The sequence below is a fragment of the Paenibacillus sp. ClWae2A genome (genome assembly GCF_032452295.1).
GTDB lineage: Bacteria > Bacillota > Bacilli > Paenibacillales > Paenibacillaceae > Paenibacillus.
Window position 1 is genome coordinate 48,508 of record NZ_JAULSQ010000015.1, and the last position, 22,151, is coordinate 70,658.

Consider the following 22,151-nt stretch of genomic DNA (forward strand, 5'->3'; position numbering starts at 1 on the left):
AGAAATCTAAAAAGGAGAGTCGGCCATGATCAGAACAGTGCTTCTGGTGGAAGATGAAAGCCGCATTCGTGAGATTGTGGCCGATTATTTCATAAAAGAACAATGGAACGTCATAGAAGCAGAACATGGAGTACAGGCACTGGAGCTGTTGGCTCTGCATGAGGTGGATCTGGTTATTCTTGATGTTTTGATGCCTGAAATGGATGGATGGACGTTATGTGGGCATATTCGATCCCAATCGACCGTACCTATTATCATGCTGACTGCACGGTCCGAGGATGACGATAAAATTCATGGATTTCAGCTGGGCGTAGACGATTACGTCACCAAGCCGTTTAGTCCACGTGTGCTGGTTGCACGTGCAGAGACATTAATGAAGCGTGTTGAAGGCGCATTTGGACGAGAGCAAGGTGTGATTCGCTTTGGACAGGTAACCCTTGATCCATGGGCTCGGCGGCTGGAGAAGGACGGAATTGAAATGGAACTTGCTCCAAAGGAATATGATCTGTTGCTCTATTTGGTGCGTAATGCAGGCATTGTGTTGTCCCGGGATGCCATTTTGAATCGGATCTGGGGATTTGATTTTGAAGGGGACTCACGTGTTGTGGATACTCACATCAAGAAGTTGCGCAGCAAATTGGGTGATGAAGCCAAGTGTATCCGGACGGTGATTGGCACCGGATATCGATTCGAGGCAGAAGCATGAGAAGAAATGGCGTAACGATGAAGCTTTTCCTGGTCATGGCAGGATGTCTGGTTCTACTATATGGGACGACGGTTTTTGCCCAGTTGGTCTGGTTTCCCGACTTCTATCAGCATCAAAAGGTAAGCAGTATGAAGAAAAAGCTGTCCAAGTTCGAACAGCAATATTCCAATGGACATTGGAGTGATTTACAGTTAGCCAAGGAGACCGGCAAGTTCATGCGTCAGAATCAATCGCATCTGGTCATTCTGACGAATACCGGAAGACTGGTTAATGACCCGTTCCACATTACGTTGCTTCAAGAGGATGGGAGTCACGTGAAAGTGTCCTTATCCTTGTTTATCAATAGTGAGAATGCTGGCTGGATTACATCCCATCTGAAATATGGGCAAGAACTGACGGTGAAAGGACCGGCAAGCGGGTCCATGGTCTATCCATTCAAAATCCAGGATGCCACTTCTGCCGCATGGGGAACAGAAAGCTTTCAGGAATCAATTGAACCGGTAAAGGAATGGTCAGGCGTATTGACCGAGGTAGTTCTTCCCAATCTGGCAACGTGGAGTCAGAGGCAGGGACTGCTGGTGCAAGCACTGGATAGCCGGTTTCCATTGTCCACCGAAGACCAACTTGCCTTGGCGAATGGCAAAATGCTCAATGAAGAATGGATGGATAGCTGGAGCGGTGTTCGCAATGTCATCACCATTGCTCCAGTGCATCGTTCCGGACCGGAGCAACAACTGATCTTCTCGCTCACCTCTCTACAGGAGATGAGGGAAGCGAATGAGGCAACACGTTTGTTTTATGCGTATTTTGGCATTGGGGCATTTATATTGATTCTGTTGCTGGCGTTACTCCTGTCCCGAATTGTAACGAAGCCGCTCTTGGCTTTGAACCATGTCGCCAAGAAAATGTCTACGCTGGATTTCACGGTGAAATCACCCATCCGGCGTAATGATGAAATCGGCAGTCTGTCTAACAGCCTTAATGCCTTGTCGGGAACCTTGGGTCAGACACTGGAAGAGCTGAGGCAGGCCAACACGCAGATGCGTACAGATATGGAAATGAAGCAGGAGATTGAACAGCGTCAGCGCAAGTTTTTTGCCGATGCATCACATGAACTTAAGACACCAATCAGCATTATTAAGGGATATTCTGAAGGGCTGAAGGATGGCGTGAGTGAGAGCAAACGGGAGCGTTACATTGAGATCATTGCCGATGAGGCGATCAAAATGGAAACGATGGTTGAAGAGATGCTGGATCTGGTGCGACTGGAATCCTCAGCGGTTCAATTGAATACGGATGCTGTTGCACTGGCTGACATGATTGAAGATATCGCCGGCCGTCTGGGTCCGCAACTGAAGGACAAAGGATTGGATGTGGTGCTTGTATCCACAACAGAACAGACGGTTGAGGGTGACCGAAGCAAGCTGGAGCAAGTTATTTTCAATATCATGATGAATGCTATACGTCATGCGATACCGCATACCGATATAACTATTGAGATCAGCAGGCGTGAAGGTTTTGTCCATATTTCCATTGAAAACAAGGGCGAGCAGATTGCTGAAGCTGAGCGGCAGTATATATGGGAGAGGTTCTATCGGGTTGAGCGCTCACGTAACCGTAAAATGGGGGGAACCGGGCTCGGTCTGGCCATTGCGAAGCAGATTCTCGATCTGCACGGGTGCAATTATGGAGTGGAGAATACACCAGATGGAGTCCGTTTTTATATTATTTTTCCTAAAGCCTAGTACGAAAGGGAGTCAATCTTATGAAGTCTTTACCATCGATTTTAACCTTGGGGAATCTGAGTTCAGGCATGCTGGCAGTCATTATGGCTATTCATGGTGAATTTGCCCTTGCTGTGATGATGATATGGGTAGCGATGTTCTTTGATCTGTTTGACGGATTTGCGGCCCGCAAATTGCATTGTGAGGGTGAGTTCGGCAAGTCCCTGGACTCGCTTGCGGATGTAGTTTCATTCGGAACAGCCCCCGTGCTGATTCTGTACCTGAACTCCATGAATGAAGTGAGTGTGCTGGGAATGGCACTGACCGCATTGTTCCCGGTTTGCGGTGCTTTACGTCTGGCCCGTTATAACTGTCAGAAGACAGCAAGCAGTGGTTTTGTTGGAATGCCGATTACCTTTGCCGGAGGTCTGATGTCCTTTTTCGCGCTCTGGAGTCCTTATTTCACACATGGTGTAGCCTATCTTGTCATTATTGTATTATCCGGTCTCATGGTGAGCCAAATCCGATTCCCGTCTCTAAAACAAGTGCTAGCCTCACATGAGAAGGATATTGTGGAACCGAAATAAGGAGCGAGTCAGTATGGAATTTGCAAAAGAATTTATTGGTCAATATGGTTATTTCGCAATATACGGACTATTGGCTCTTGGCGTTATTGGCATGCCGATTCCGGATGAGGTGATGATGACTTTTGTCGGTTATCTCGCCTCCATCTCGGTATTGAATTACTCCGTATCCATCGCCGTCAGTTTCGGTGGCGCATTTACCGGAGGGCTGCTCAGCTACACGATTGGCAAGAAGGCTGGCCGGCCGCTGGTTGAAAAATACGGCAAGTGGGTCGGCGTGAATGCCAAACGATTCAGCAGGGTGGAGTCGTGGTTCCTCAAATATGGGTATTGGTCCATCATCCTGGGTTACTTCATTCCAGGCATTCGTCATCTGATGTGCTGTTTCTCCGGGATTAGCCGCATGGCGATTGGCAGATACGTAGTTGTATCCAGCATCGGTGCATTCGTCTGGTGTGTTGTCTTTATCTCCATTGGTTATTATGTTGGCGTGTTAACTTAAAATGGGACAGCCTGTTGTAGTAACGGGCAAGGATGGAAGACCTCTTGAGTGTAAGGTGGTCTTTTTTTGTTTTTCTATGTAAGCTTGGAGACCTCATTCTAAGTAAATTAATCGACTACAAGTAACTTACCCTTGGAGCTGTAGGCTCCCCCGCAAGCTATATCAAGTAAATTCAAGCCTAGAGCTATTCCTCCGAGTAATTCTCCATGTAACTCGTTAGTGACGCAAGTATCTGACACTCCAGTAATTAAAGTGGTTCGCAATTAGGTTTAATAGTAGTAACTCCAAAAGTTTCAAAGTCATCTCCAAAATTCTAACGAACTCAGGTGAGCTTATTATTGAGATAAGAGGCATGTTGAAATTCTAACGAATCTCAGCAATCTTATTTCATAAAAAAGCCCGAAAAAATGCCCAAATTTACTCCATATCATCACAATAAGGTGTCCTGAGTTCGTTAAAAAATGGATATGTACCATATCGGCGAAATAGAGTGTCTCATGTTCGTAAGATATAGGTTCGATATCGTTGAGCGCCACTAGCGACATGTAATACCTCTTGATCAATCAGGCTGTGAAGAACTCTTCGTGCATGCTGAACTGTGATTCGCAGGTGCGTTGCTAGTTCCGAGGGAGCAAATGGACGAATGATGCGTCTGGCATAACGTACAGTCTCGGCTTCAATCCAATTTAAGGATGTCGGTACGTCCGTAGCAATGAATTTTCCATAAAAGAGAGCACAAGCTGTTGGCACCGTTCGGTTCGTCTTTAATGGAGAGATACGCGATCGGCAGAAAAATCCAATCATCAAGCGTTAGTAGACAATGCCGCCAGCATAAATCTTTAAAGCGCCGTACATCCAGATCACGGGCATGTGTTCCGTATCCTTGAATCTCAATACCTCCCTTAACGCCGTTACCTGGCAGATAAGCCAGATCCAGATACCGATAGCCGTTATGAAAGTCTCGAACTTCCCATTCCGGTTGCAAATGGTTAAAGTTTTTCATCACCGGAAACCAGACTGAACGCAAAAATTCCAATGTGCCATGTTCAAGTCCATTTTCTAGTCTGGACAGCACTCTGGGGTTCGTTTCCTTCTCCAAAAGGGAGTGCATCCAAACTTCGTAAGCCTCATTAAAATCAATGCTCATTGTCTTCATCTCCTCTAAAAATAAAATAAAGAGAACGTGAACAGGGCTTCAGGTCGTCATGTGAAAATACAAAAAGCCGCTCTGACCATGTCCAACCCTTCATGTCGAAGGGGAAGAATAGATCAAAGCGGCGTGTGCTTCACGACCGATATATTACATTTCTAAATCAAGTATAGCTTTAAATACGCAATGATTTCAATAACTTTCAACGAGACCAATTTCAAGCCTCGGTATGAAAGCCCAAACGAGACTGAGTGTTTTCCGAGATGGTTGAATGCCACACTGGAATTATTACTGTTAAGTTTTGAGCGGTGACATACCCTTAGCCACTTAAATGAGATTCTTCAATTCCTCTTTCGACTTGCTTTTCCCCTTTTTTGCGTGCAAAGGTGATTTTGAGAAGTGGCGGAGTAACCAGTGTAGTAACAATAACCATGATCACAACGCTGGTAAAGTACTCCGAATCAAGCAATCCGGAAGCAAGTCCGGTCGAAGCAATAATAAGGGCAACTTCCCCTCGCGAGATCATGCCTGCCCCAATAGCCAGGGAAGAGGAACGGTTGAATCCCGTCAGTCGTGCACCGGCTCCACCACCGATAAGTTTGGTAACAATAGCGATGAGGCTTATAACGACAATAAACCAAATTTGTGAACCCACGCCATCAAAGGTGACATTTAAGCCGATACTGACAAAGAACACCGGAACAAAAATTCCGTAAGCGATCGGTTCCAGTTTGGTTTCGACTTCATGTTTGAAGTTAGTTTGGGAGATGGCGATACCAGCGGCAAAAGCACCAATGATTCCAGCAACACCCATCCACTCTGCAAAGTAGGAGAAGCCAAAACAAATAATCAGTCCCGCAGTAATGACGGTCTCGGTTACTTTCAGTGGTGCCATCCACTTCATGATGCGTGGAACAAGGAACCAGCTGGCAGCGATAATAATAACAAAGAATAACAGCTTCTTGCCGATAAGCAGAGAAATCGAAGTGTCTCCTCCACCTGTACCCAGCAAGCTCATCATAACGGCAAGAATGACAACAACCAGGACATCATCGACGACAGCTGCACCAAGGATTGTTGTACCCTCACGAGAGCTGAGTTGATCCATATCTTTCAGTGTTTGAACCGAAATGCTGACGGAAGTAGCACAGAATAAAAGTCCAAAGAACAGTGCGTGTGTCTGTGACATACCAAATGCTATGGCCGAACCGTATCCTCCGATAAAAGGCAAAATAATACCGCCGACCGCTACGGCAAAGGCCGCCTTCCAGTTTTTCTTCAACTGCTCCAGATCGGTTTCCAGTCCGGCAATAAACATTAACAGCAATACCCCGATCTCAGCCATATAATGCACGAAATCACTTTGCTGAACCCAACCGAGAATTGCAGGCCCTAGGATGACACCCACAATTAGTTTTCCCAGAACCGATGGTTGACCCAATCTTACGGATAGATCACCAGCAAGTTTGGTAAAGATTAAAATAAGTGCAAGAACCAAAATAAATTCCATAGGTGTTCTTCCCTCCAGTAGTAGCGCCTATAGGTTAACCAACCCAAGGGCGATCCATTCTCCGCTTCAAACATACAAAAAGGCACAGAACGGCATTTAGAAAAGTGCCGTTCTGTGCCTGAAAAAGACAAAGAGGGACCCTTGGTGACAGGCTCCTCCAGTTTCAACGCGTATGTGATTAATTGCATTAATTATACCACAAATGTGGACTCGGGTAAATGGGAGCCGGTTTGGATTTGATTGAAAACGGCCGTAAAGGGGCATTTTATAGGGGAGTGCAGCGGTTTTTGTTCAGAGTGTTGTCACTTAACAGCCCGGAATTGCCGAGATATAATGATATAGAACATAGAAGTTAGGATATGAGGAGGATTTTGCATTGGGCAAAAATAACAAAGGGGAGCCGAACATTCAGTCCCCGAAGAGTAATAAAAATTTCGCAGGCATCATTATCACGATTTCCATTCTCGCTAATGTCATTATTTTATTATTGTTCTTCGCACCGTCGATTGGTTACAAAGGTGATGTAACCTTTGATATTACGGTGTTGCCGCGGTTTAATGCCGTGTTTAACAGCTTTACCTTCATATTCCTGCTCGCAGCGCTTATTGCTATTATTAAGCGGAATGTGAAGTTGCACAAACGATTTATTCTTGCTGCATTCTCAACAACACTGTTATTCCTCGTGACATATCTGACGTTTCATTACCTCTCACCAGAGACGTCCAAATACGGTGGCGAGGGCATTATTCGTTCGATCTATTTCTTCATTTTGATTACCCATAGTATACTGGCAGCCCTGATTGTTCCATTAGCGTTGTTCACACTTGTGTGGGGTTGGACGAATCAATTGAAGAAACACCGCAAAATTGCACGTTGGACGATGCCAATCTGGCTATACGTCAGTTCTACAGGTGTCGTGGTATACCTGATGATGGCACCATATTATTAATGTTATGAACGTTTCACTGTGCTAATTAGTTTGACTTGCGGGTAATGTTACCATGGAGGGAGGATTCACGCTTATGTACAGAGTTGTTTTGATTCGCCATGGACAGAGCATGTGGAATGTAGAGAATCGTTTTACCGGATGGACAGATGTGGATCTGACGACGGATGGTTACGCAGAAGCTCGTAAAGCAGGGAAAATCATGAAAGAACAGGGTTTTGATTTTGATTACGCCTATGCATCCGTACTGAAACGTTCTATCCGAACACTCGATATTGCGCTGGATGAAATGGACCTCATGTGGATTCCCATTACGAAGACTTGGAAGCTGAATGAACGCCATTATGGTGCGCTGCAAGGACTGAACAAACAGCAGACTGCTCTGAAGTATGGGGAAGACCAAGTAAAGGAATGGAGACGCTCCGTTAACGTATCTCCCCCGGCACTGGACGAAACCGATGACCGATATGTGCAGGATCTGGACAAGTACAAGCGGCTCGGATGCACTATCCCGTTTACGGAGAACCTGATGGATACCTCGAAGCGTGTACTGGAGTACTGGAATGCGGAGATTAAACCAATGGTGTCGGCTGGCAAAAGAGTGCTGATCTCTGCGCATGGTAACACGCTCCGTTCACTCGTCATGCATCTGGACCAATTGTCCGAAGCAGACGTGATGGCGCTCAATATCCCGACGGGTATTCCGCTTGTCTACGAATTGGATGAAGATCTGCATCCGATCGGACACTTCTATCTGACCGCGGATGGCTCGACCTACAAACATGAAGAAATGACCCATGTGGCAACGCCGTCCGATTAATGGACATGGACGTATGTCTTGATCGTACGAAAGCTTGTTTGATTTATCTCGTTCGGTTGATGTTTCAACTGGACGAGTACGAGTGGAAGATGACCGCTGAATTTTAATTCGGAGGTCATCTTTTTTTTCTGCGATCAAGCTTGCACTTCGTTTCGTTTTGCTCCCACAGGGTAATTGTCAAACAAGACACAACGTACATTTTTATCCTGAAGGAGGAGAATTACATGTCTAAAAGAAGAGGAATACTCATGACGGCTCTCGGTGCAGGTGTGACTTATCTGATGAGGAACAAACAAGCAAGAGAAAAGCTGTTTAGCACTGTCTCGGGTATGATGAAAAGCTCCAATTCGTCCAATGGAACAAGTAAAACCAGACCACGCGTAGAAGTGAAATAGATTTCGATAGTTCGTTTATCGATTGAATTAAAATGATGATCATGAGAAACCTGGAGATGAAGTCGTTCCAGGTTTTTTTGTGCAGTTGAAAACTACCTTTTGTTTCGGTGAGGCATGCGATTTTTGCCAGCAAGAATGATACAATGGATACTTGCAGAACGTATGGAGGGAGATGCAATATGAAGAAAAATTGTTTGGGTACATCCGAACTGATGGTGTCTGAGATTGGGCTTGGATGTATGTCACTTGGAACTGAAATGGAGCCCGCTATGGGCCTGATTCATGAGGCTCTGGATCATGGGGTTAATCTGCTGGATACAGCCGATCTGTACGACGCAGGGCGTAATGAAGAGATTGTAGGACAAGCTATTAAGGGGCGTCGGGACCAAGTCATTGTGGCGACCAAAGTAGGTAATCGTCGTATGCCCGGCAAAGAGGGCTGGTCATGGGACCCGTCCAAAGCTCACATTAAGCAGGCTGTACATGAAAGTCTGAAGCGGTTGCAGACCGATTACATCGATCTGTATCAGCTGCATGGCGGGACCTTGGACGACCCCATCGAAGAGACGATCGAAGCGTTTGAGGAACTGAAGAAGGAAGGACTTATCCGATATTACGGAATTTCCTCCATTCGTCCCAATGTGATTCGGGAGTATGTAAAGAGGGCATCCATCGTCAGTGTGATGAACCAGTACAGCATTGCTGACCGCAGAGCGGAAGAAGAAGTGCTGCCTTTATTGGAACAAAAGGGGATCAGCGTAATTGCCCGTGGGCCCGTAGCTAGCGGTGTGCTTGCCGATTCCGGATCTGCCAAGGCAGACAAAGGTTATCTGGACTACACGCCAGAGCAACTATATACCATTCGGCAAGGGCTAAGTCGTCTTGTTACGGACCAACGGAGCATGGCTCAGACGGCTATTCGCTACGCGTTATCCCATCCTGCTGTAGCAGCTGTTGTCCCTGGTGCCAGTTCAAGAGAACAGTTACTGCACAATATTGCCGCCTCGAATTCGCCTGAACTAACCGCTGCTGAAATTCAGGAAATACGAGAACTTAGTCCCGCTAATCTGTACAAGCAGCATCGTTAACTCCATTAAGCCTATTTTCAATTGTAACTATACGAGGTACAATGAAGATCAGCCAAAAAAGGAACATATAAGGGAGAGAAGACATATGGAAAGAATTCAAAGTGAACAGCAGTATTTGGATACAATTAACTCTGATGGTTTTACCGTCATTAAATTTGATACAACCTGGTGTCCGGATTGCAAAAACCTGGATCGTTTTATCGGGGATGTTATCGACCAACATACGGACAAAACCTTCTATGCTCTGGATGCAGAGAAGTTCCAGCCGTTTGCCGAAGAGAATGGTGTACGCGGCATTCCAAGTCTGCTCGTCTTCCAGAACGGCAAGAAAATCGCACATCTGCATAGCAAATGGGCTAAAACACCTGCTCAAATCTCCGAGTATCTGGAGACGCTTGAATCCAAAGTTTAAGCGTACGAAGGCATCAGCAGTTTTTTTAATTAACATAGCTAGGGAGACCTCTTCTTGTCCTGCGACAGGAAGGGGTTTTTCTGCTTCATTCCAGCACGCATGATGTGCATTCGAATGTGCATTCAAATAACTGAAGTTGAGAAACAACGCTTGTTTAGAATTTGTTCAGTGCTCCCATGTATACTGTGAGAACAAACTGAATATTTGGAGTGAACAAGATCCGTATGAAGAATGAAATTTTTGAGGAAATGCACCAATTAAGCCACAATGATGACCGGAGATACCGATTGTTGATGATCGGGGTGAAGCAACTGCTGCAGGAACAAAAGGAGAATAGATATAATCTGCGTGAGAGATTAAAGAGTCGGAAGAAACACCGGAACATTCAAGTAAAAGAGTGGTATTAGACAGACTGCTTTTCAGAAGTGAACATAAATATGGTTGGCATGATACATAGTAAACCTAGTCGGCATCACCAATGATCCAACCCAGCAAAGAAGGAAGTAATGAAGAGCCAGACTTCTTCTAATTACAGATATTCCTGTCTCTGAAGCAGCGCCAGAAACATGAAGCAACAGAAACATAGCTCAGAATATAAAATATGGCGGCCTCGCTTCCCAAGGGAACGTGAGGCCGCCATTGATTTTGCCGTTCTAGTTACTTGAATTGTAATGATTACATCAAAATAATAAAGAACACGGCTGCCAAGACAAAGCGATACACAGCAAAGACGGTCAGGCTCAATTTTTTCAAAATGGACAGGAACGTCTTGATCGCAAGCATGGCGACGATGAAAGCAGCGATGAATCCAATCGCAAAGATTGGGAAATCACTGCCGTTCAGGTGATCGATACTTTTGTACAGGTCATATCCCGTAGCACCAATCATAATTGGCACAGACACGAGGAATGTGAACTCCGCAGCGGCTACACGGCTTACCCCTGCAAAGAGACCGCCTGAGATCGTTGACCCGGAACGGGAGAAGCCTGGCCACAATGCCAAGATCTGAAATAGTCCCACCGCGAATGCCTGTTTGTAGGAAATATCATCGACATCATGGGTAGTAATTCGTTCACTCTTACGGCTCCAGCGTTCGGCCACGATCATCAATATACCACCTATAACGAGGCTGTACAGCACTGTTTCCGGTCCAAACAAATGTGCCTTGATCCAGTCGCGGAATACAAGTCCGATGACTACAGCAGGAACCATCGCCAGAAAGATATGTCCCAGATTGAGGCGGCGGGAGTAAGGTCTGCTCCCTCCGGTGAAGCGGAACATATCAATGAATTTGTTCCAGTACAGTACAACAACAGCAAGTACAGCTCCGAGTTGAACAACCACCTCAAACGTTTTGACTGACTCGTTGTCCTCCGATAAACCCAGCAAGTGGGCAGTCAGAATCATGTGTCCAGTAGAGGACACGGGCAAAAACTCAGTCAAACCCTCGATGATGCCCATAATAATGGATGATATAATGTCCAATTCTCTTCCTCCTTGAAATGCAGGTGACAGCAAGAGGGCTGTCCTGCTTTTGACAATGCCTGCTCTTCCGAACAAGACTAACCTCTATTATGCTCACAATTGTACTCCACTTCAACTCTATGCTTGTAACACGTTATTTAAAACGATATTGACAAAAGCCTAGTTATCCAATAGGATATACATTAACTGACTGACTGATCAATCGGGAGGGTTACTTGAATGACCAAAATCAACGGTTTGGAACCCGGTGAAGAACGCCGGGACCAAATAATACGCATAGCGATGGAGCGTTTTGCAACCCAAGGCTACCATCAGACAAAAATTTCCGATATCGTGCGCGAGGCTGGTGTGGCGCAAGGGACATTCTACTGGCACTTCAAGAGTAAAGAAGCCATTGCTTCGGAGATTGTCTTAACGGGCAAGGAGAAGTTGCTTGAGTCGATTGGACAAGGGTACCGCAAGGATGCCGGATCGGTAGAAGATATGGTGAAAGCATCGGAAAGGCTGTTCACTGACTTGTTCTTGTTTGCTGCGCAGAATCGTTATTTTATGGAGCTGTTGCTCAAAGGTATCGTGACCGAAGAATCCGTACAACGTCTTGTCGAGGAGACACGTAATGCTGTCGAAACGGCGTTCCGTCACAATTTGGAGCGTGCCATCGAACTTGGCATGTTGCCTAAGGGCATGGATGTACCGCTTCGAGCAGCGCTGTTGGTAAGCATGATTGAAGGCATGATATCGCGCTGGTTGTTCGGCTCCGATGAGTTGCACAGCAAGTTCTCAGCCATGACAGCTTCATCGCTGGCAGCTGAGGCAGCAAGCTTTGAATTTTATGGACTCCTGGGTACATAAGATTCACATGATTAAACAAGTAGCAGGGAATAATGGGTACAACTGCGGTTTAGTCACACAATAAAGTAACCAAATGTACATCCAGAACAATACACGACTGAGAGGAAGTTAACGTAATGAACAAAACATATGGATCAAAAACTCGTAAAGGCTGGTCTTTGACAGCGATTCTGCTGATGGCCGTGCTGGTACTTAGTGCTTGTGGAAGTAAGGCAACAGACAATGGAGGCACCAACGGTGCACAGGCAAGCAATGAACTGGAGCAGATCAAGTCTGCTGGCGTTATCAAAGTGGGCATGATGGGCACATACGCACCTTACAACTTCCTGAACGATAAGAAAGAAATGGACGGCTACGATGCCGATATCGCACGTGAGGTCGCGAAGCGTCTTGGGGTTAAGGTTGAATTTGTATCCCAGGAGTTCTCCGGTCTGACACCAAGTCTGCAAGCGAAGAAGCTTGATGCTATTATCAGCCAGATGACAATTACCGATGATCGTAAGAAAGTACTGGATTTCAGTGATCCCTATATTACAAACCAAGTCAAAATCATTGTAAAAAGTGACAATAACGATATTACCAAGCTGGAAGATTTCAAAGGAAAAACGATTGGCGTAGGTCTGGGTACGAATGATGAGGCGTATCTGCGTAATGAAGTATTGCCGAAAGTGGGAGACTTCACCATCAAGACGTATGACGATGTCATCTCTTCACTCAAAGACCTGAATGCTGGACGAATTGATGCCACAATCAACAACATGTATGCATTGAAACCTATTGTGGATGCCAATGGACTAAGTATCAAAGCCGTAGGTGAACCGATTAAGAGTGACCAGGCAGGTATTGCTGTTCGCAAAGACAATCCGGAACTCGTAGCAGCACTGAATGATGCTCTTAAAGGCATGAAAGATGATGGCACGTACAATACCATTTTCAAAAAATGGTTTGGTGAAGAGCCTGCGCAATAATGAACTGGCAAGGCGAAGGGAAGATTTAACCCATGGAACTGGTATTTGAGAATATCCCCTTCTTTTTGAAGGGGGCTTACTATACGTTATACGTAACTGTGATCTCCATGTTTTTTGCATTCATCATCGGATTACTCGTTGCCATTGCTCGTCTAAAGGGTCCGATGTGGCTTAGGTTGATCGCAAGATTTTATGTATCCATCATGCGGGGAACCCCGCTGCTGGTGCAATTATTCGTTATTTATTACGGATTGGTCGATTATGGAGTGACCTTGGGATCACTCACCGCGGCATGTCTGGGATTGAGTCTGAATGCAGGTGCGTTTCTGTCAGAGACGTTCCGGGGAGCCATTCAGGCTGTACCAAAAGGGCAGATGGAAGCTGCATACGCAACCGGAATGACCCCAGCTCAAGCGATGAGACGCATTATCTTCCCGCAGGCTGTGCGCATTGCCATCCCACCAATGGGTAACACCTTTATCGGTATGTTGAAGGAAACATCACTTGTGGCGGCGATTGGTGTTACCGAGTTGTTGCGTTCAGCACAGTTGCTGGTATCACAATATGCGGTGAATATGCCGTTTTATCTGGCCATCGGTGTGATCTACTGGATTATGAGTATCGGCTTCTCGGCCATTCTGGAACAAGTGGAGCGCCGGTTGGCCCGGGCTTACTGATAGGAGGAGAGAACCGATGATTACAACAACTGGACTTACCAAACGTTTTCAGAAAAATGAAGTACTTACGAACATCGATCTGCATGTCGATGCCAAAGATATTGTTGTATTGCTCGGACCGAGTGGTTCAGGCAAAAGTACCTTACTGCGCTGCCTGAATGGGCTGGAAGAGCTGTCCGGAGGACAGATCGAAGTGAACGGCATTGTGGTCAACAGCGCAGATCCGCTGCGAGTCCAGCGTGCCCGGGTACTGGAGATTCGTCGCCAGACCGGTATGGTCTTCCAGCAGTTCAATCTGTATCCGCACAAGACAGTGTTGGGTAATGTGATGGAAGGTCTCGTGACGGTGAAAAAAATCAAACGTGACGAAGCGGCTGAACGCGGCCGGATTCTACTGGATCGGGTAGGCTTGTCGGACAAGCAGGATGCGTATCCATCCCGATTGTCTGGTGGACAACAGCAACGAGTCGCCATTGCACGTGCACTCGCGATGGAGCCGGAAGTGATGCTGTTTGATGAGCCCACTTCAGCTCTTGACCCTGAACTGGTCGGAGAGGTACTTTCCGTCATGAAGGAGTTGGCCGAGGAAGGTATGACGATGCTGGTCGTGACACATGAATTGAAGTTTGCCCGTAATGTGGCGAACAAAATCGTCTTTATGGCGGATGGATCAATTGTGGAAGAAGCAAGTCCACAGGCCTTTTTCGAACAGCCGAAGCAAGAGCGCACCCGCCGTTTCTTGCAACAAATTACTGAATTTTGATGAAGATAACAGCGATCGGAAGAACGAGCCGTACCCGGAACGGGTATTTAAGGTCGTGAACGATATCAGTTCAACTAAACTTTTTGCACAAGAACGGAGAGGACAGAAGAAACCTGAAGAAGCGGAGCGTGCGCCTTTATCCCCTGATTTTCCCCTTGAAGAAGGGAATCAAAAAAATCTGGGGATAACAGCGATCGGAAGGTTATTCTGTCATCGGAGTGGGGCAAGTGCAAACCTTTTTCGCTTGAACTTAAACTATTGTAAGAAAGAAGGATAACATCATGAATGTAACAACCGTATGGAAAGGCAAACGCGCGTTTACTTCCGAAGGACCCTCTGGCTACGCCGTTGGCATGGATGCCACTGCTGCTTATGGTGGTGACAGCAAGGGTGCTACCCCGATGGAATTGTTACTGGCGGGTCTCGGCGGCTGTATGGGAATCGATATTACGATGATTCTGGACGCTTTCCTGGACAAAATTGAATCGATTGAGATTGAAGCGCAAGGCACACGCAGCGAGGAGATGCCTAAAGGCTTCACATCCATTGACCTGATCTTCAAAGTTGATGGGGATATCCCGGATTATCGCATCTGGAAAGCCATCCAGATGGCTGAGGAAAAATATTGTGCTGTCTCCGCTTCGCTGAGCGCCGATATTCATCCAAAACTGATCCTGAATGGGGTAAATACACCTCGCCCTTAAGAAAACAGAGGAACATCGTACTCCGGTTCAAGCCGAAGGGATAAATGGTTTACATGTTGCTGATGTATCATAAGTCATCAAAACGGGTCGCCATGCAATGGCGGCCTCTTTGAGTTTCAGCTCTGCCTTATTTCTGTAGTTCTTCTCTGCCGCAATGGAATGCCCGTCTGTGCTAATCTAGCAAGAGGGGTTAAGCCCAATTCTTACCTCCAGCAGCAAAAAGGGTTTTGACCCTTTTTCTCACTCTCATGCGAGGCTTTGGCGGTTATGTGGTATGATTAATTCTGAGGACAGAACATCCTGATCCTGCTGTTTATATGTAAGCGCTTATACAGATGACGGAAGGTGCCGACATGTTTAAAAGGCTAATTCGAACCACTAATAATCTCAAATTAAAGCATAAATTGCTCATTTCCTATGTACTGGTTGTCATGATTCCGGTGCTGATTGTTGGTCTTGCTGTGACCAGTTATTTTCGCCAGCAAGCTCTGGACAATGCGATAGGACAGACGATCATCAACGTGGACAAGATCAAGAGCCAAACGGCGACCATGCTGCGTGTACCAACCGATATATCCAATCTTTTAATGTTTAATGCGGATCTCAAGGAGATCGTGAATAAACGGTACAAGAGCGTTGTGGAGTTAACCTCGGCTTATCTTGCATACAAAGACTTTCAGGAGTACAGGCGTTTGTACCGTGAAATAGCGGGTATTCGCTTTTACTCAACTAACCCAACATTGATCAACAACCTCGAATTCATCCCGGTAGACAAGCAGACGGAAGAGAGCTACTGGTACCAACAGGCACTGAAAACAACCAGCATCGGGTGGTTCTACATTCCGGACAAGGAAGATAATCCTGTACACAAGCTCAGCTTGGTGCGCAAAGTACCTTTTGCCGAATATCGGACCGAGGGCGTGTTGATGATTGTGATCAATCAGGATGAGCTGAATGGATTGTTGCGTCAGGAACAGTTCGAGACGATGATTACGGACGAGCAGGGCTATGTGGTTGCAGCCAAGAATACCGAGCTGGTAGGGAAAACGCTGGACGAGCTTGATTTTGGCGTTGATCTGCAGAATCAGGCAAAAGGCACCATTGAAGCTGATTTTCGGGGGGAGCCATCCAACATTGTTATTGATGAGTTGGGCCCTGGATCGAGTATGAACAGCCTGAAGGTGATTTCCGTTTTTGCTACCAAAAATATAGTCAAAGATGCCAACACCGTCAGCATGATCGGTATGATTTTCATTATACTTGTGCTCGTTATCGCCCTATTATTTGTATATATCATCTCGTTCCTCACGTCGAACCGATTGCTCCGGTTGAGTAAACACCTCAACAAGCTGGCATTAGGTGACCTGAACGTGACTTCACGGATTGATGGAAACGATGAGATTGGACAACTGTCACGACAGTTCAACTATATGGTGAAAAGTATCAATGAACTCATGACGCAGGTGGTAGAAGCGACCGAACAGAACAATCAATTGGAAATCGCCCAAAAAGAGATTAAACTGAAAATGATGGCGAGCCAGATCAATCCACATTTCTTGTTTAATGCACTGGAGTCCATTCGGATGAAAGCGCATATTAAGGGAGAAGCAGAGATTGCCAACATCGTCAGGTTGCTGGGCAAGCTGATGCGCAAGAGTCTGGAGATTGGCAGTGGAAAAACAACCTTCCGGGCTGAACTTGAAATGGTACGTTCCTATTTGGAAATTCAGAAATTCCGTTACGGCGACCGCCTTGCATTCCAGATCCATATCGATCCCGAGGTGGAGAAGATGTACATTCCGCCTCTAATTATTCAACCTTTGGTTGAGAATGCCATTGTCCATGGTCTGGAGAATAAAGAGGGTACAGTCCGTGTTCATATAAGTATTCGTTTAGTAGAGAACATCGTGCAGATCCGTGTGGATGACAATGGTGCAGGCATAACGCCAGAACGACTGACCGAGGTGATGCAGTTTATCTGTGGACCGGAGGAACAGGAGAAGAGCCGGATCGGCATGCGTAATGTACATCAACGCTTAACCTTGACGTACGGGGAGCCATATGGATTGCAGATTAAGAGTGTATATGGGGAAGGAACAGAGGTTTCTTTCACTTTGCCAGCAGGAGGGGACCAACATGTATAAAGTGTTTTTGGTGGATGACGAACCGAGCATACGTGAGGGACTGACAACCATTATCGAGTGGGAAAAATACGGATTCCAGGTCATCGCTACAGCTGCCAGCGGGCGTGAGGCCATCTCCCGGTTTGAGGAATTGGAGCCTGATCTGACGATTATTGATATTCGCATGCCTGGGATGACCGGGCTGGATGTGATTGAAGAAGTGCGCCGGAATCATCCGGATTCGCACTTTTTGATATTGAGTGGTTATGCAGATTTTGATTATGCCAAGAAAGCCATCAGTTTTGGTGTGGATGGTTATCTGCTCAAACCGGTGGATGAAGAAGAGATCATTGGTGAACTGGAGCGTATTGCTACAATCCTGACCCGTGAACGAGAGACAATGGCACGTCAAGCTGGTGAAGATACCGTCTTTAGGGAGCATCAGATCGAAGCTTTGCTCTTTGACAGTCTGGAGGGTGCGGGCAGCATGGAAGAAGATAGCCTGGGGCTGCACTGGCCTCACTATCAGATTGTACTGCTTGAGATGCATGCGGCCCCCGACCTTCAACGGGGAAGTGTTATGAAACGCAAACTGATTGAAGCATTTGACCAGAAAGACCGAGGCATCGTATTCTCGTTCCATTCCGGTCTGGGGTTGTTAAGCAAGGAGACAATCACATCCGAGTCAGCTGCAAGAAATCTGTATGATGAGCTGGAAGGACTTCTGGGAGAATGGGATGTTCACATGTATGGTACTGCAGGAGAACCTGTACATTCCACTTCTGACATTGCACGGTCATACACGCAGGCGAATCGTATACTCGGGGAACGCTTCTTGTTCACGGAGCAACGCATCATTCTGTGGACTGAAGGTAACGAAAGCGAAAGCGTTGTTAAGCGAGAAGTTGAAGCTGTGGACGGAGCACATGAGCCAGTTGAGGACGAACTCGCGGACAAGCTGTATTATGCGTTAGACATCCGCAGTAGTGAGTCAGTCATGCGGGTACTGGGTGAGATGGAAGAGCGCTTGGTCCCATATTACCGAACAGAGCAAGCCATCAAAACGGCCTTCTCACAGGTGTTCTCTCTAGCGTTCAACAAGCTTGCAGCGACGAATCAACATATGCACTCCATTATGCAGGAGCATTCGGTTCTGATTAATGAAGTCTATCATCAATTTACGATGTCTGATCTCAAAGTTATAGCAGCGGAACATTTTAATCGACTTATTCAACGTATGGGTGGGGGAAGCAAGGATACTGTATTGAAACAGATGATTGAATTTATCCAGCGTAACCCTGGCGAAAATCTCAAGCTAGAAGTACTTGCTGAAGTGTTTAATTATAACAGCAGTTACTTGGGCAAGTTGTTCAAGAATCATACTGGAGAGTATTTCAATGCATTTCTGGACAAGGTTCGTATGGAAAAAGCCAAGGAATTGCTGGATGAAGGACTGAAGGTCCATCAGGTTGCGGCGAGAGTAGGGTATGCAAATGTGGACTACTTCCACGGTAAGTTCAAGAAATATGTAGGGGAATCCCCTTCCGCTTACAAACAGGCCAGAACCCAATCACCAATTAAAGGAACGGCTACGGATATAAACGAGGAATAAGTACGGAGTGCTGGGCGTTGCCCTTGCCTATTGTATAAAACGTTTTCGATATTTCTGAGAAATTTCCAGATTCATCATATTGTCCATGCACTTCCCATGATAAGCAATGGTCACGGAATGTTTCACATCTTAGACTGGATTTACAAGAATCCAGATGAAGGGAAGGCTATACGATATGAAATTGTCTGATATAGGTGCTGTACGTCATACATTGAACTTAAATGGACTATGGCAGTTTTGTTTGGATCTGGAGTCCGATAAACTCGTTGAACAAGAGATATCACCGCCTTCACAGTGTGAAAATACATCATGGGAGACCATTCAGATTCCCGGTTCATGGGAAGAGCAAGGATACGGAGATGAGCCTGAATATGAAAGGCTCGATACCTGGACCAAGGTACGCGAGTATGAAGGCTCAGCCTGGTATGCTCAGGATGTGCATGTTCCATCAGACAATCCCGGATGTCACTATGTATTCAGATTGGAAGGTGTCCGATGGACAACGAATCTCTGGATCAATGGACAGTATGCCGGGCAGCAGGATAGTCTGGTGAATCAACAGAAGTGGGATGTTACCTCTCTGGTGAAGCAGGGAGAAGTGAATCGGGTGGAGATCTGCGTGGATAATACGATGAAACTTCCGCTGGCTGGTAGCCATATTCATTCATTGCATACGGCTACAGCCTGGGGGGGAATTACAGGTGGTGTTTATCTGGACACTCTGCCCCCATGCCGATTACAGACGTTACGGATTCAACCAGATGCTGAAAATGGAACTCTTCTGATTGATTGTACTGTAAGCGCTCCCGTAAATGAATTGGCTAGATCGATGCAATTACATGTGGATATCCAGCATCCGGACGGCACATGGCTTGATCGATATAGTTGTAATGTGAATCTGAATGATCCATCACATGTGGATATAAGCTCAGCAGGTGTAGCAGAAAGCAATGCTTTAATAGATCAGTGGCGATTGGAACTGGGGACAGGGAAGTCTATCGCAAGATGGTCGGACGAATCCCCTGAATTATACAAGGCAGTGATCCGTCTGTGTAGCGGTGAACAGGAACTGGATCGGCTGGAGCAATCATTTGGTGTTCGCTCCTTTGCAACAAACGGGAAGCAGCTTGAATTGAATGGAACACCCGTGTATCTGCGCGGGTACGTCGATTGCTGTATCTTTCCACTGACGGGTTATCCCGTCTGGGACAAGGAGCATTATCTTGAGCAGTTTCAAATCGCGAGATCGTACGGATTCAACCACGTCCGTCTGCATGGGTGGAGCGCACCGGAGCCCTTCTGGGACGCGGCTGATGAAGAGGGCATGTTAGTGCAGGCAGAACTTCCACATTGGTCTCGTTTCTTTGAGCAATCGAATCAGTCTGCGCCAGCTGAAGTATTGTCTTATCTGACACAAGAACTGGATGGGTTGCTCCAATCGTTACACAGACATCCTTCATTCGTCATGTTCTCTATGGGTAATGAACTTATTGGTCCGAATGGTCATCATGAACTCAATGCATTGGTATCGAGGGCAAGGGATATGGACCCGACCCGGTTATATACGGACAATACAGGTTTTGGACAGCTTCCGGCGCAAGGGCGGGAAGGTGATTATTATATTCAGTCGTTGAACTGGCATCCCCCGTTGGAATCCGCATATTCTGCTGTGCCGGATACCACGCTGGACTATCATGCAGTCACCCGGCTTGCGGAGGATCCCGTCATTGGGCACGAACATGCACAGTACACCATGTATGTGCGGCCCCAAGAGCGAGCCAAGTATACTGGCGTATTACGCCCTAGCTGGTTACGGCCGATCGAAGAATCGTTGTCTAACAAAGGAATGATGGAGGATCTGCAACATTTTCAACAGGTCAGTGGTACCCATCTGGTACGTTCCTTAAAAGAAGCCCTGGAGCGGATACGGCGAACACCGGACGCTGCAGGCGTGCAGCTGCTGGACATCCGTGATTTTCCGGGTCAGGGACATGCTACGACGGGCATTTTGGATGTATTTTGGGATGACAAAGGCATTACAACACCAGAAGAATTCATGAGTTTCAACGCAGATGTCGTGCTGTTGTTAAGCTGTAAGGAGCGTACATTCTACGCCGGAGAACCCATTCATGTCGATGTACGCATCTCTCACTACGGTAAGGAGCCGCTTGTGGACGCGGTCATTCAGTGGAGGTTAATAAGCGATGATGTGATACTTACTGAAGGGGCATGGAATACCGGAGATATCCAATGTGGATCCGTCATGTCACTGGGAAGCATCGTCGCTACAGCACCTCGTGAAGCAGCAGCAGCTTTTCGGATCGAAGCGGAGCTGATATCAGGCGATTCGGAAAGAACTGTAGCGAATGTATGGCAGGGCTGGTCGTTTCCTTTTTATCAGTCGCATCCGGGTTCGAATCGGTTCTGGAATACCGTGGCAGAGTTGAAGCCATTCCTGGGTGAAGCGCATGATGATTGCGTAGATCGCATCGATGGATTCCAGTTGTTGAAAAATCGGGAGATTGACTTGATTATCGTTCAGTCATTAACACCCAATGTCGTTGATTATGTGGTCAACGGGGGGAGTGTTTGGCTACAGGCAATCGCGGAAGGGTTATATGATTCAGTGGAGACCAAGTATCTTTCTGTATTCTGGAATTACCTGATGTTTGCTACACAGCCTGGTGCAACGATGGGCATGTATTTGAGAGATCAGGAAGCACTGCTAGGCTCCTTCCCGCATGATGGGACTTCGAACTGGCATTGGTATCACTTGGTGAACGGTACGCCAGCAATATGTTTGGATACGTTGCAAGGGGTGAAGCCGCTGATTGAAGTGGTGGACCATTTCCATCGGGCCAAACGACTCGCTTATGCCTTTGAGGCAAAAGTAGGGAAGGGCAAGATTTTGATATCCTCACTTCCGTTTGCCAATCTGGCTGTAATGAAGCGTCCGGAAGCCGCCTACTTATTTCAGGAGATACTTGCGTATCTGAATGGAGATCAATTCCGTCCAGCAACCTCGATATCCGTAGCGCAACTACTCGGGATCGTTAAACTGCAAACCATTCAATTTACATTGTAATCAGAGGGACCCGAAAGGGTCCCTTTGGTATGTTATTCAGTTGAA

20 protein-coding genes and 1 pseudogene are annotated in these 22,151 nt (G+C 46.6%); 18 read left to right on the top strand and 3 right to left on the bottom strand.

Going from position 1 to position 22,151, the window contains the following annotated elements; all coding sequences use genetic code 11:
• The first annotated feature begins 25 nt into the window (after positions 1-25).
• Genes QVE09_RS27755 through QVE09_RS27770 form a run of 4 tightly spaced genes read left to right on the top strand, consistent with a single transcriptional unit; the run spans position 26 to position 3,516 of the window.
• The gene (locus tag QVE09_RS27755; RefSeq protein ID WP_315939413.1) at positions 26-706 is read left to right on the top strand and encodes a response regulator transcription factor; all 681 of its coding nucleotides are present in this window, start codon (positions 26-28) and stop codon (positions 704-706) included.
• Positions 703-2,451 (top strand): sensor histidine kinase, encoded by a 1,749-nt coding sequence (locus tag QVE09_RS27760; protein WP_315939414.1) that lies wholly within the window; start codon positions 703-705, stop codon positions 2,449-2,451. Before QVE09_RS27755 ends, QVE09_RS27760 begins: the two co-directional genes overlap by 4 nt.
• A 20-nt stretch (positions 2,452-2,471) precedes the next feature.
• Positions 2,472-3,017, top strand: coding sequence for a CDP-diacylglycerol--serine O-phosphatidyltransferase (gene pssA / locus QVE09_RS27765; protein ID WP_315939415.1), 546 nt, complete (start codon positions 2,472-2,474; stop codon positions 3,015-3,017).
• A gap of 13 nt (positions 3,018-3,030) precedes the next feature.
• Entirely contained in the window at positions 3,031-3,516 is a 486-nt protein-coding gene (locus QVE09_RS27770; protein ID WP_315939416.1) for a DedA family protein, read from the top strand.
• Between the two features lie 495 nt (positions 3,517-4,011).
• Here QVE09_RS27770 and QVE09_RS27775 read toward each other — a convergent pair.
• Together QVE09_RS27775 and QVE09_RS27780 are read right to left on the bottom strand one after the other, a co-directional pair.
• A pseudogene (locus QVE09_RS27775) lies at positions 4,012-4,663 on the bottom strand (transcriptional regulator).
• 322 nt (positions 4,664-4,985) lie between these two features.
• Positions 4,986-6,176 (bottom strand): cation:proton antiporter, encoded by a 1,191-nt coding sequence (locus QVE09_RS27780; protein WP_315939417.1) that lies wholly within the window; start codon positions 6,174-6,176, stop codon positions 4,986-4,988.
• A gap of 376 nt (positions 6,177-6,552) precedes the next feature.
• Here QVE09_RS27780 and QVE09_RS27785 point away from each other — a divergent pair, with 376 nt between their 5' ends.
• The 6 genes from QVE09_RS27785 (at position 6,553) to QVE09_RS27810 (ending at position 10,244) form a co-directional block, all read left to right on the top strand.
• Complete coding sequence (locus QVE09_RS27785; protein ID WP_315939418.1) at positions 6,553-7,125, top strand: DUF420 domain-containing protein; 573 nt, start codon at positions 6,553-6,555, stop codon at positions 7,123-7,125.
• Positions 7,126-7,198: 73 nt separating this feature from the next.
• A complete protein-coding gene (gene gpmA, locus QVE09_RS27790) occupies positions 7,199-7,942 on the top strand; it encodes a 2,3-diphosphoglycerate-dependent phosphoglycerate mutase (RefSeq protein ID WP_076328872.1) in 744 nt (247 codons plus the stop codon).
• Positions 7,943-8,166: 224 nt separating this feature from the next.
• On the top strand, positions 8,167-8,337 hold the full coding sequence (locus tag QVE09_RS27795; protein ID WP_315939419.1) for a hypothetical protein: 171 nt from the start codon (positions 8,167-8,169) through the stop codon (positions 8,335-8,337).
• Positions 8,338-8,516: 179 nt separating this feature from the next.
• On the top strand, positions 8,517-9,425 hold the full coding sequence (locus QVE09_RS27800; protein ID WP_315939420.1) for an aldo/keto reductase: 909 nt from the start codon (positions 8,517-8,519) through the stop codon (positions 9,423-9,425).
• 85 nt (positions 9,426-9,510) lie between these two features.
• Positions 9,511-9,837 (top strand): thioredoxin family protein, encoded by a 327-nt coding sequence (locus QVE09_RS27805; RefSeq protein WP_017692202.1) that lies wholly within the window; start codon positions 9,511-9,513, stop codon positions 9,835-9,837.
• Between the two features lie 224 nt (positions 9,838-10,061).
• The gene (locus tag QVE09_RS27810; protein ID WP_074096490.1) at positions 10,062-10,244 is read left to right on the top strand and encodes a hypothetical protein; all 183 of its coding nucleotides are present in this window, start codon (positions 10,062-10,064) and stop codon (positions 10,242-10,244) included.
• A gap of 268 nt (positions 10,245-10,512) precedes the next feature.
• On the opposite strand, the gene bacA is transcribed toward QVE09_RS27810, so the two are convergent.
• On the bottom strand, positions 10,513-11,322 hold the full coding sequence (bacA, locus tag QVE09_RS27815; protein ID WP_315939421.1) for an undecaprenyl-diphosphate phosphatase: 810 nt from the start codon (positions 11,320-11,322) through the stop codon (positions 10,513-10,515).
• 219 nt (positions 11,323-11,541) lie between these two features.
• Between bacA and QVE09_RS27820 the strand changes: the two genes are divergently transcribed.
• The 8 genes from QVE09_RS27820 to QVE09_RS27855 all read left to right on the top strand — a co-directional run bounded on the left by QVE09_RS27820 (position 11,542) and on the right by QVE09_RS27855 (position 22,106).
• A complete protein-coding gene (locus tag QVE09_RS27820; RefSeq protein WP_315939422.1) occupies positions 11,542-12,174 on the top strand; it encodes a TetR/AcrR family transcriptional regulator in 633 nt (210 codons plus the stop codon).
• A gap of 116 nt (positions 12,175-12,290) precedes the next feature.
• On the top strand, positions 12,291-13,142 hold the full coding sequence (locus QVE09_RS27825) for a substrate-binding periplasmic protein (protein ID WP_315939423.1): 852 nt from the start codon (positions 12,291-12,293) through the stop codon (positions 13,140-13,142).
• A 32-nt stretch (positions 13,143-13,174) separates the two neighbouring features.
• Complete coding sequence (locus tag QVE09_RS27830; RefSeq protein ID WP_253441002.1) at positions 13,175-13,819, top strand: amino acid ABC transporter permease; 645 nt, start codon at positions 13,175-13,177, stop codon at positions 13,817-13,819.
• Positions 13,820-13,835: 16 nt separating this feature from the next.
• Positions 13,836-14,582, top strand: a complete 747-nt coding sequence (locus QVE09_RS27835) for an amino acid ABC transporter ATP-binding protein (RefSeq protein ID WP_047841601.1) — start codon at positions 13,836-13,838, stop codon at positions 14,580-14,582.
• A gap of 281 nt (positions 14,583-14,863) precedes the next feature.
• Positions 14,864-15,286: an OsmC family protein gene (locus QVE09_RS27840; protein WP_315939424.1), complete on the top strand. Its 423-nt coding sequence runs from the start codon at positions 14,864-14,866 to the stop codon at positions 15,284-15,286.
• Between the two features lie 353 nt (positions 15,287-15,639).
• Positions 15,640-17,430, top strand: coding sequence for a sensor histidine kinase (locus QVE09_RS27845; protein WP_315939425.1), 1,791 nt, complete (start codon positions 15,640-15,642; stop codon positions 17,428-17,430).
• A complete protein-coding gene (locus QVE09_RS27850) occupies positions 17,423-19,021 on the top strand; it encodes a response regulator transcription factor (RefSeq protein WP_315939426.1) in 1,599 nt (532 codons plus the stop codon). The genes QVE09_RS27845 and QVE09_RS27850 overlap by 8 nt, the downstream gene beginning before the upstream one ends.
• A 175-nt stretch (positions 19,022-19,196) precedes the next feature.
• On the top strand, positions 19,197-22,106 hold the full coding sequence (locus QVE09_RS27855; RefSeq protein WP_315939427.1) for a glycoside hydrolase family 2 protein: 2,910 nt from the start codon (positions 19,197-19,199) through the stop codon (positions 22,104-22,106).
• The last annotated feature ends 45 nt before the right edge of the window (positions 22,107-22,151 follow it).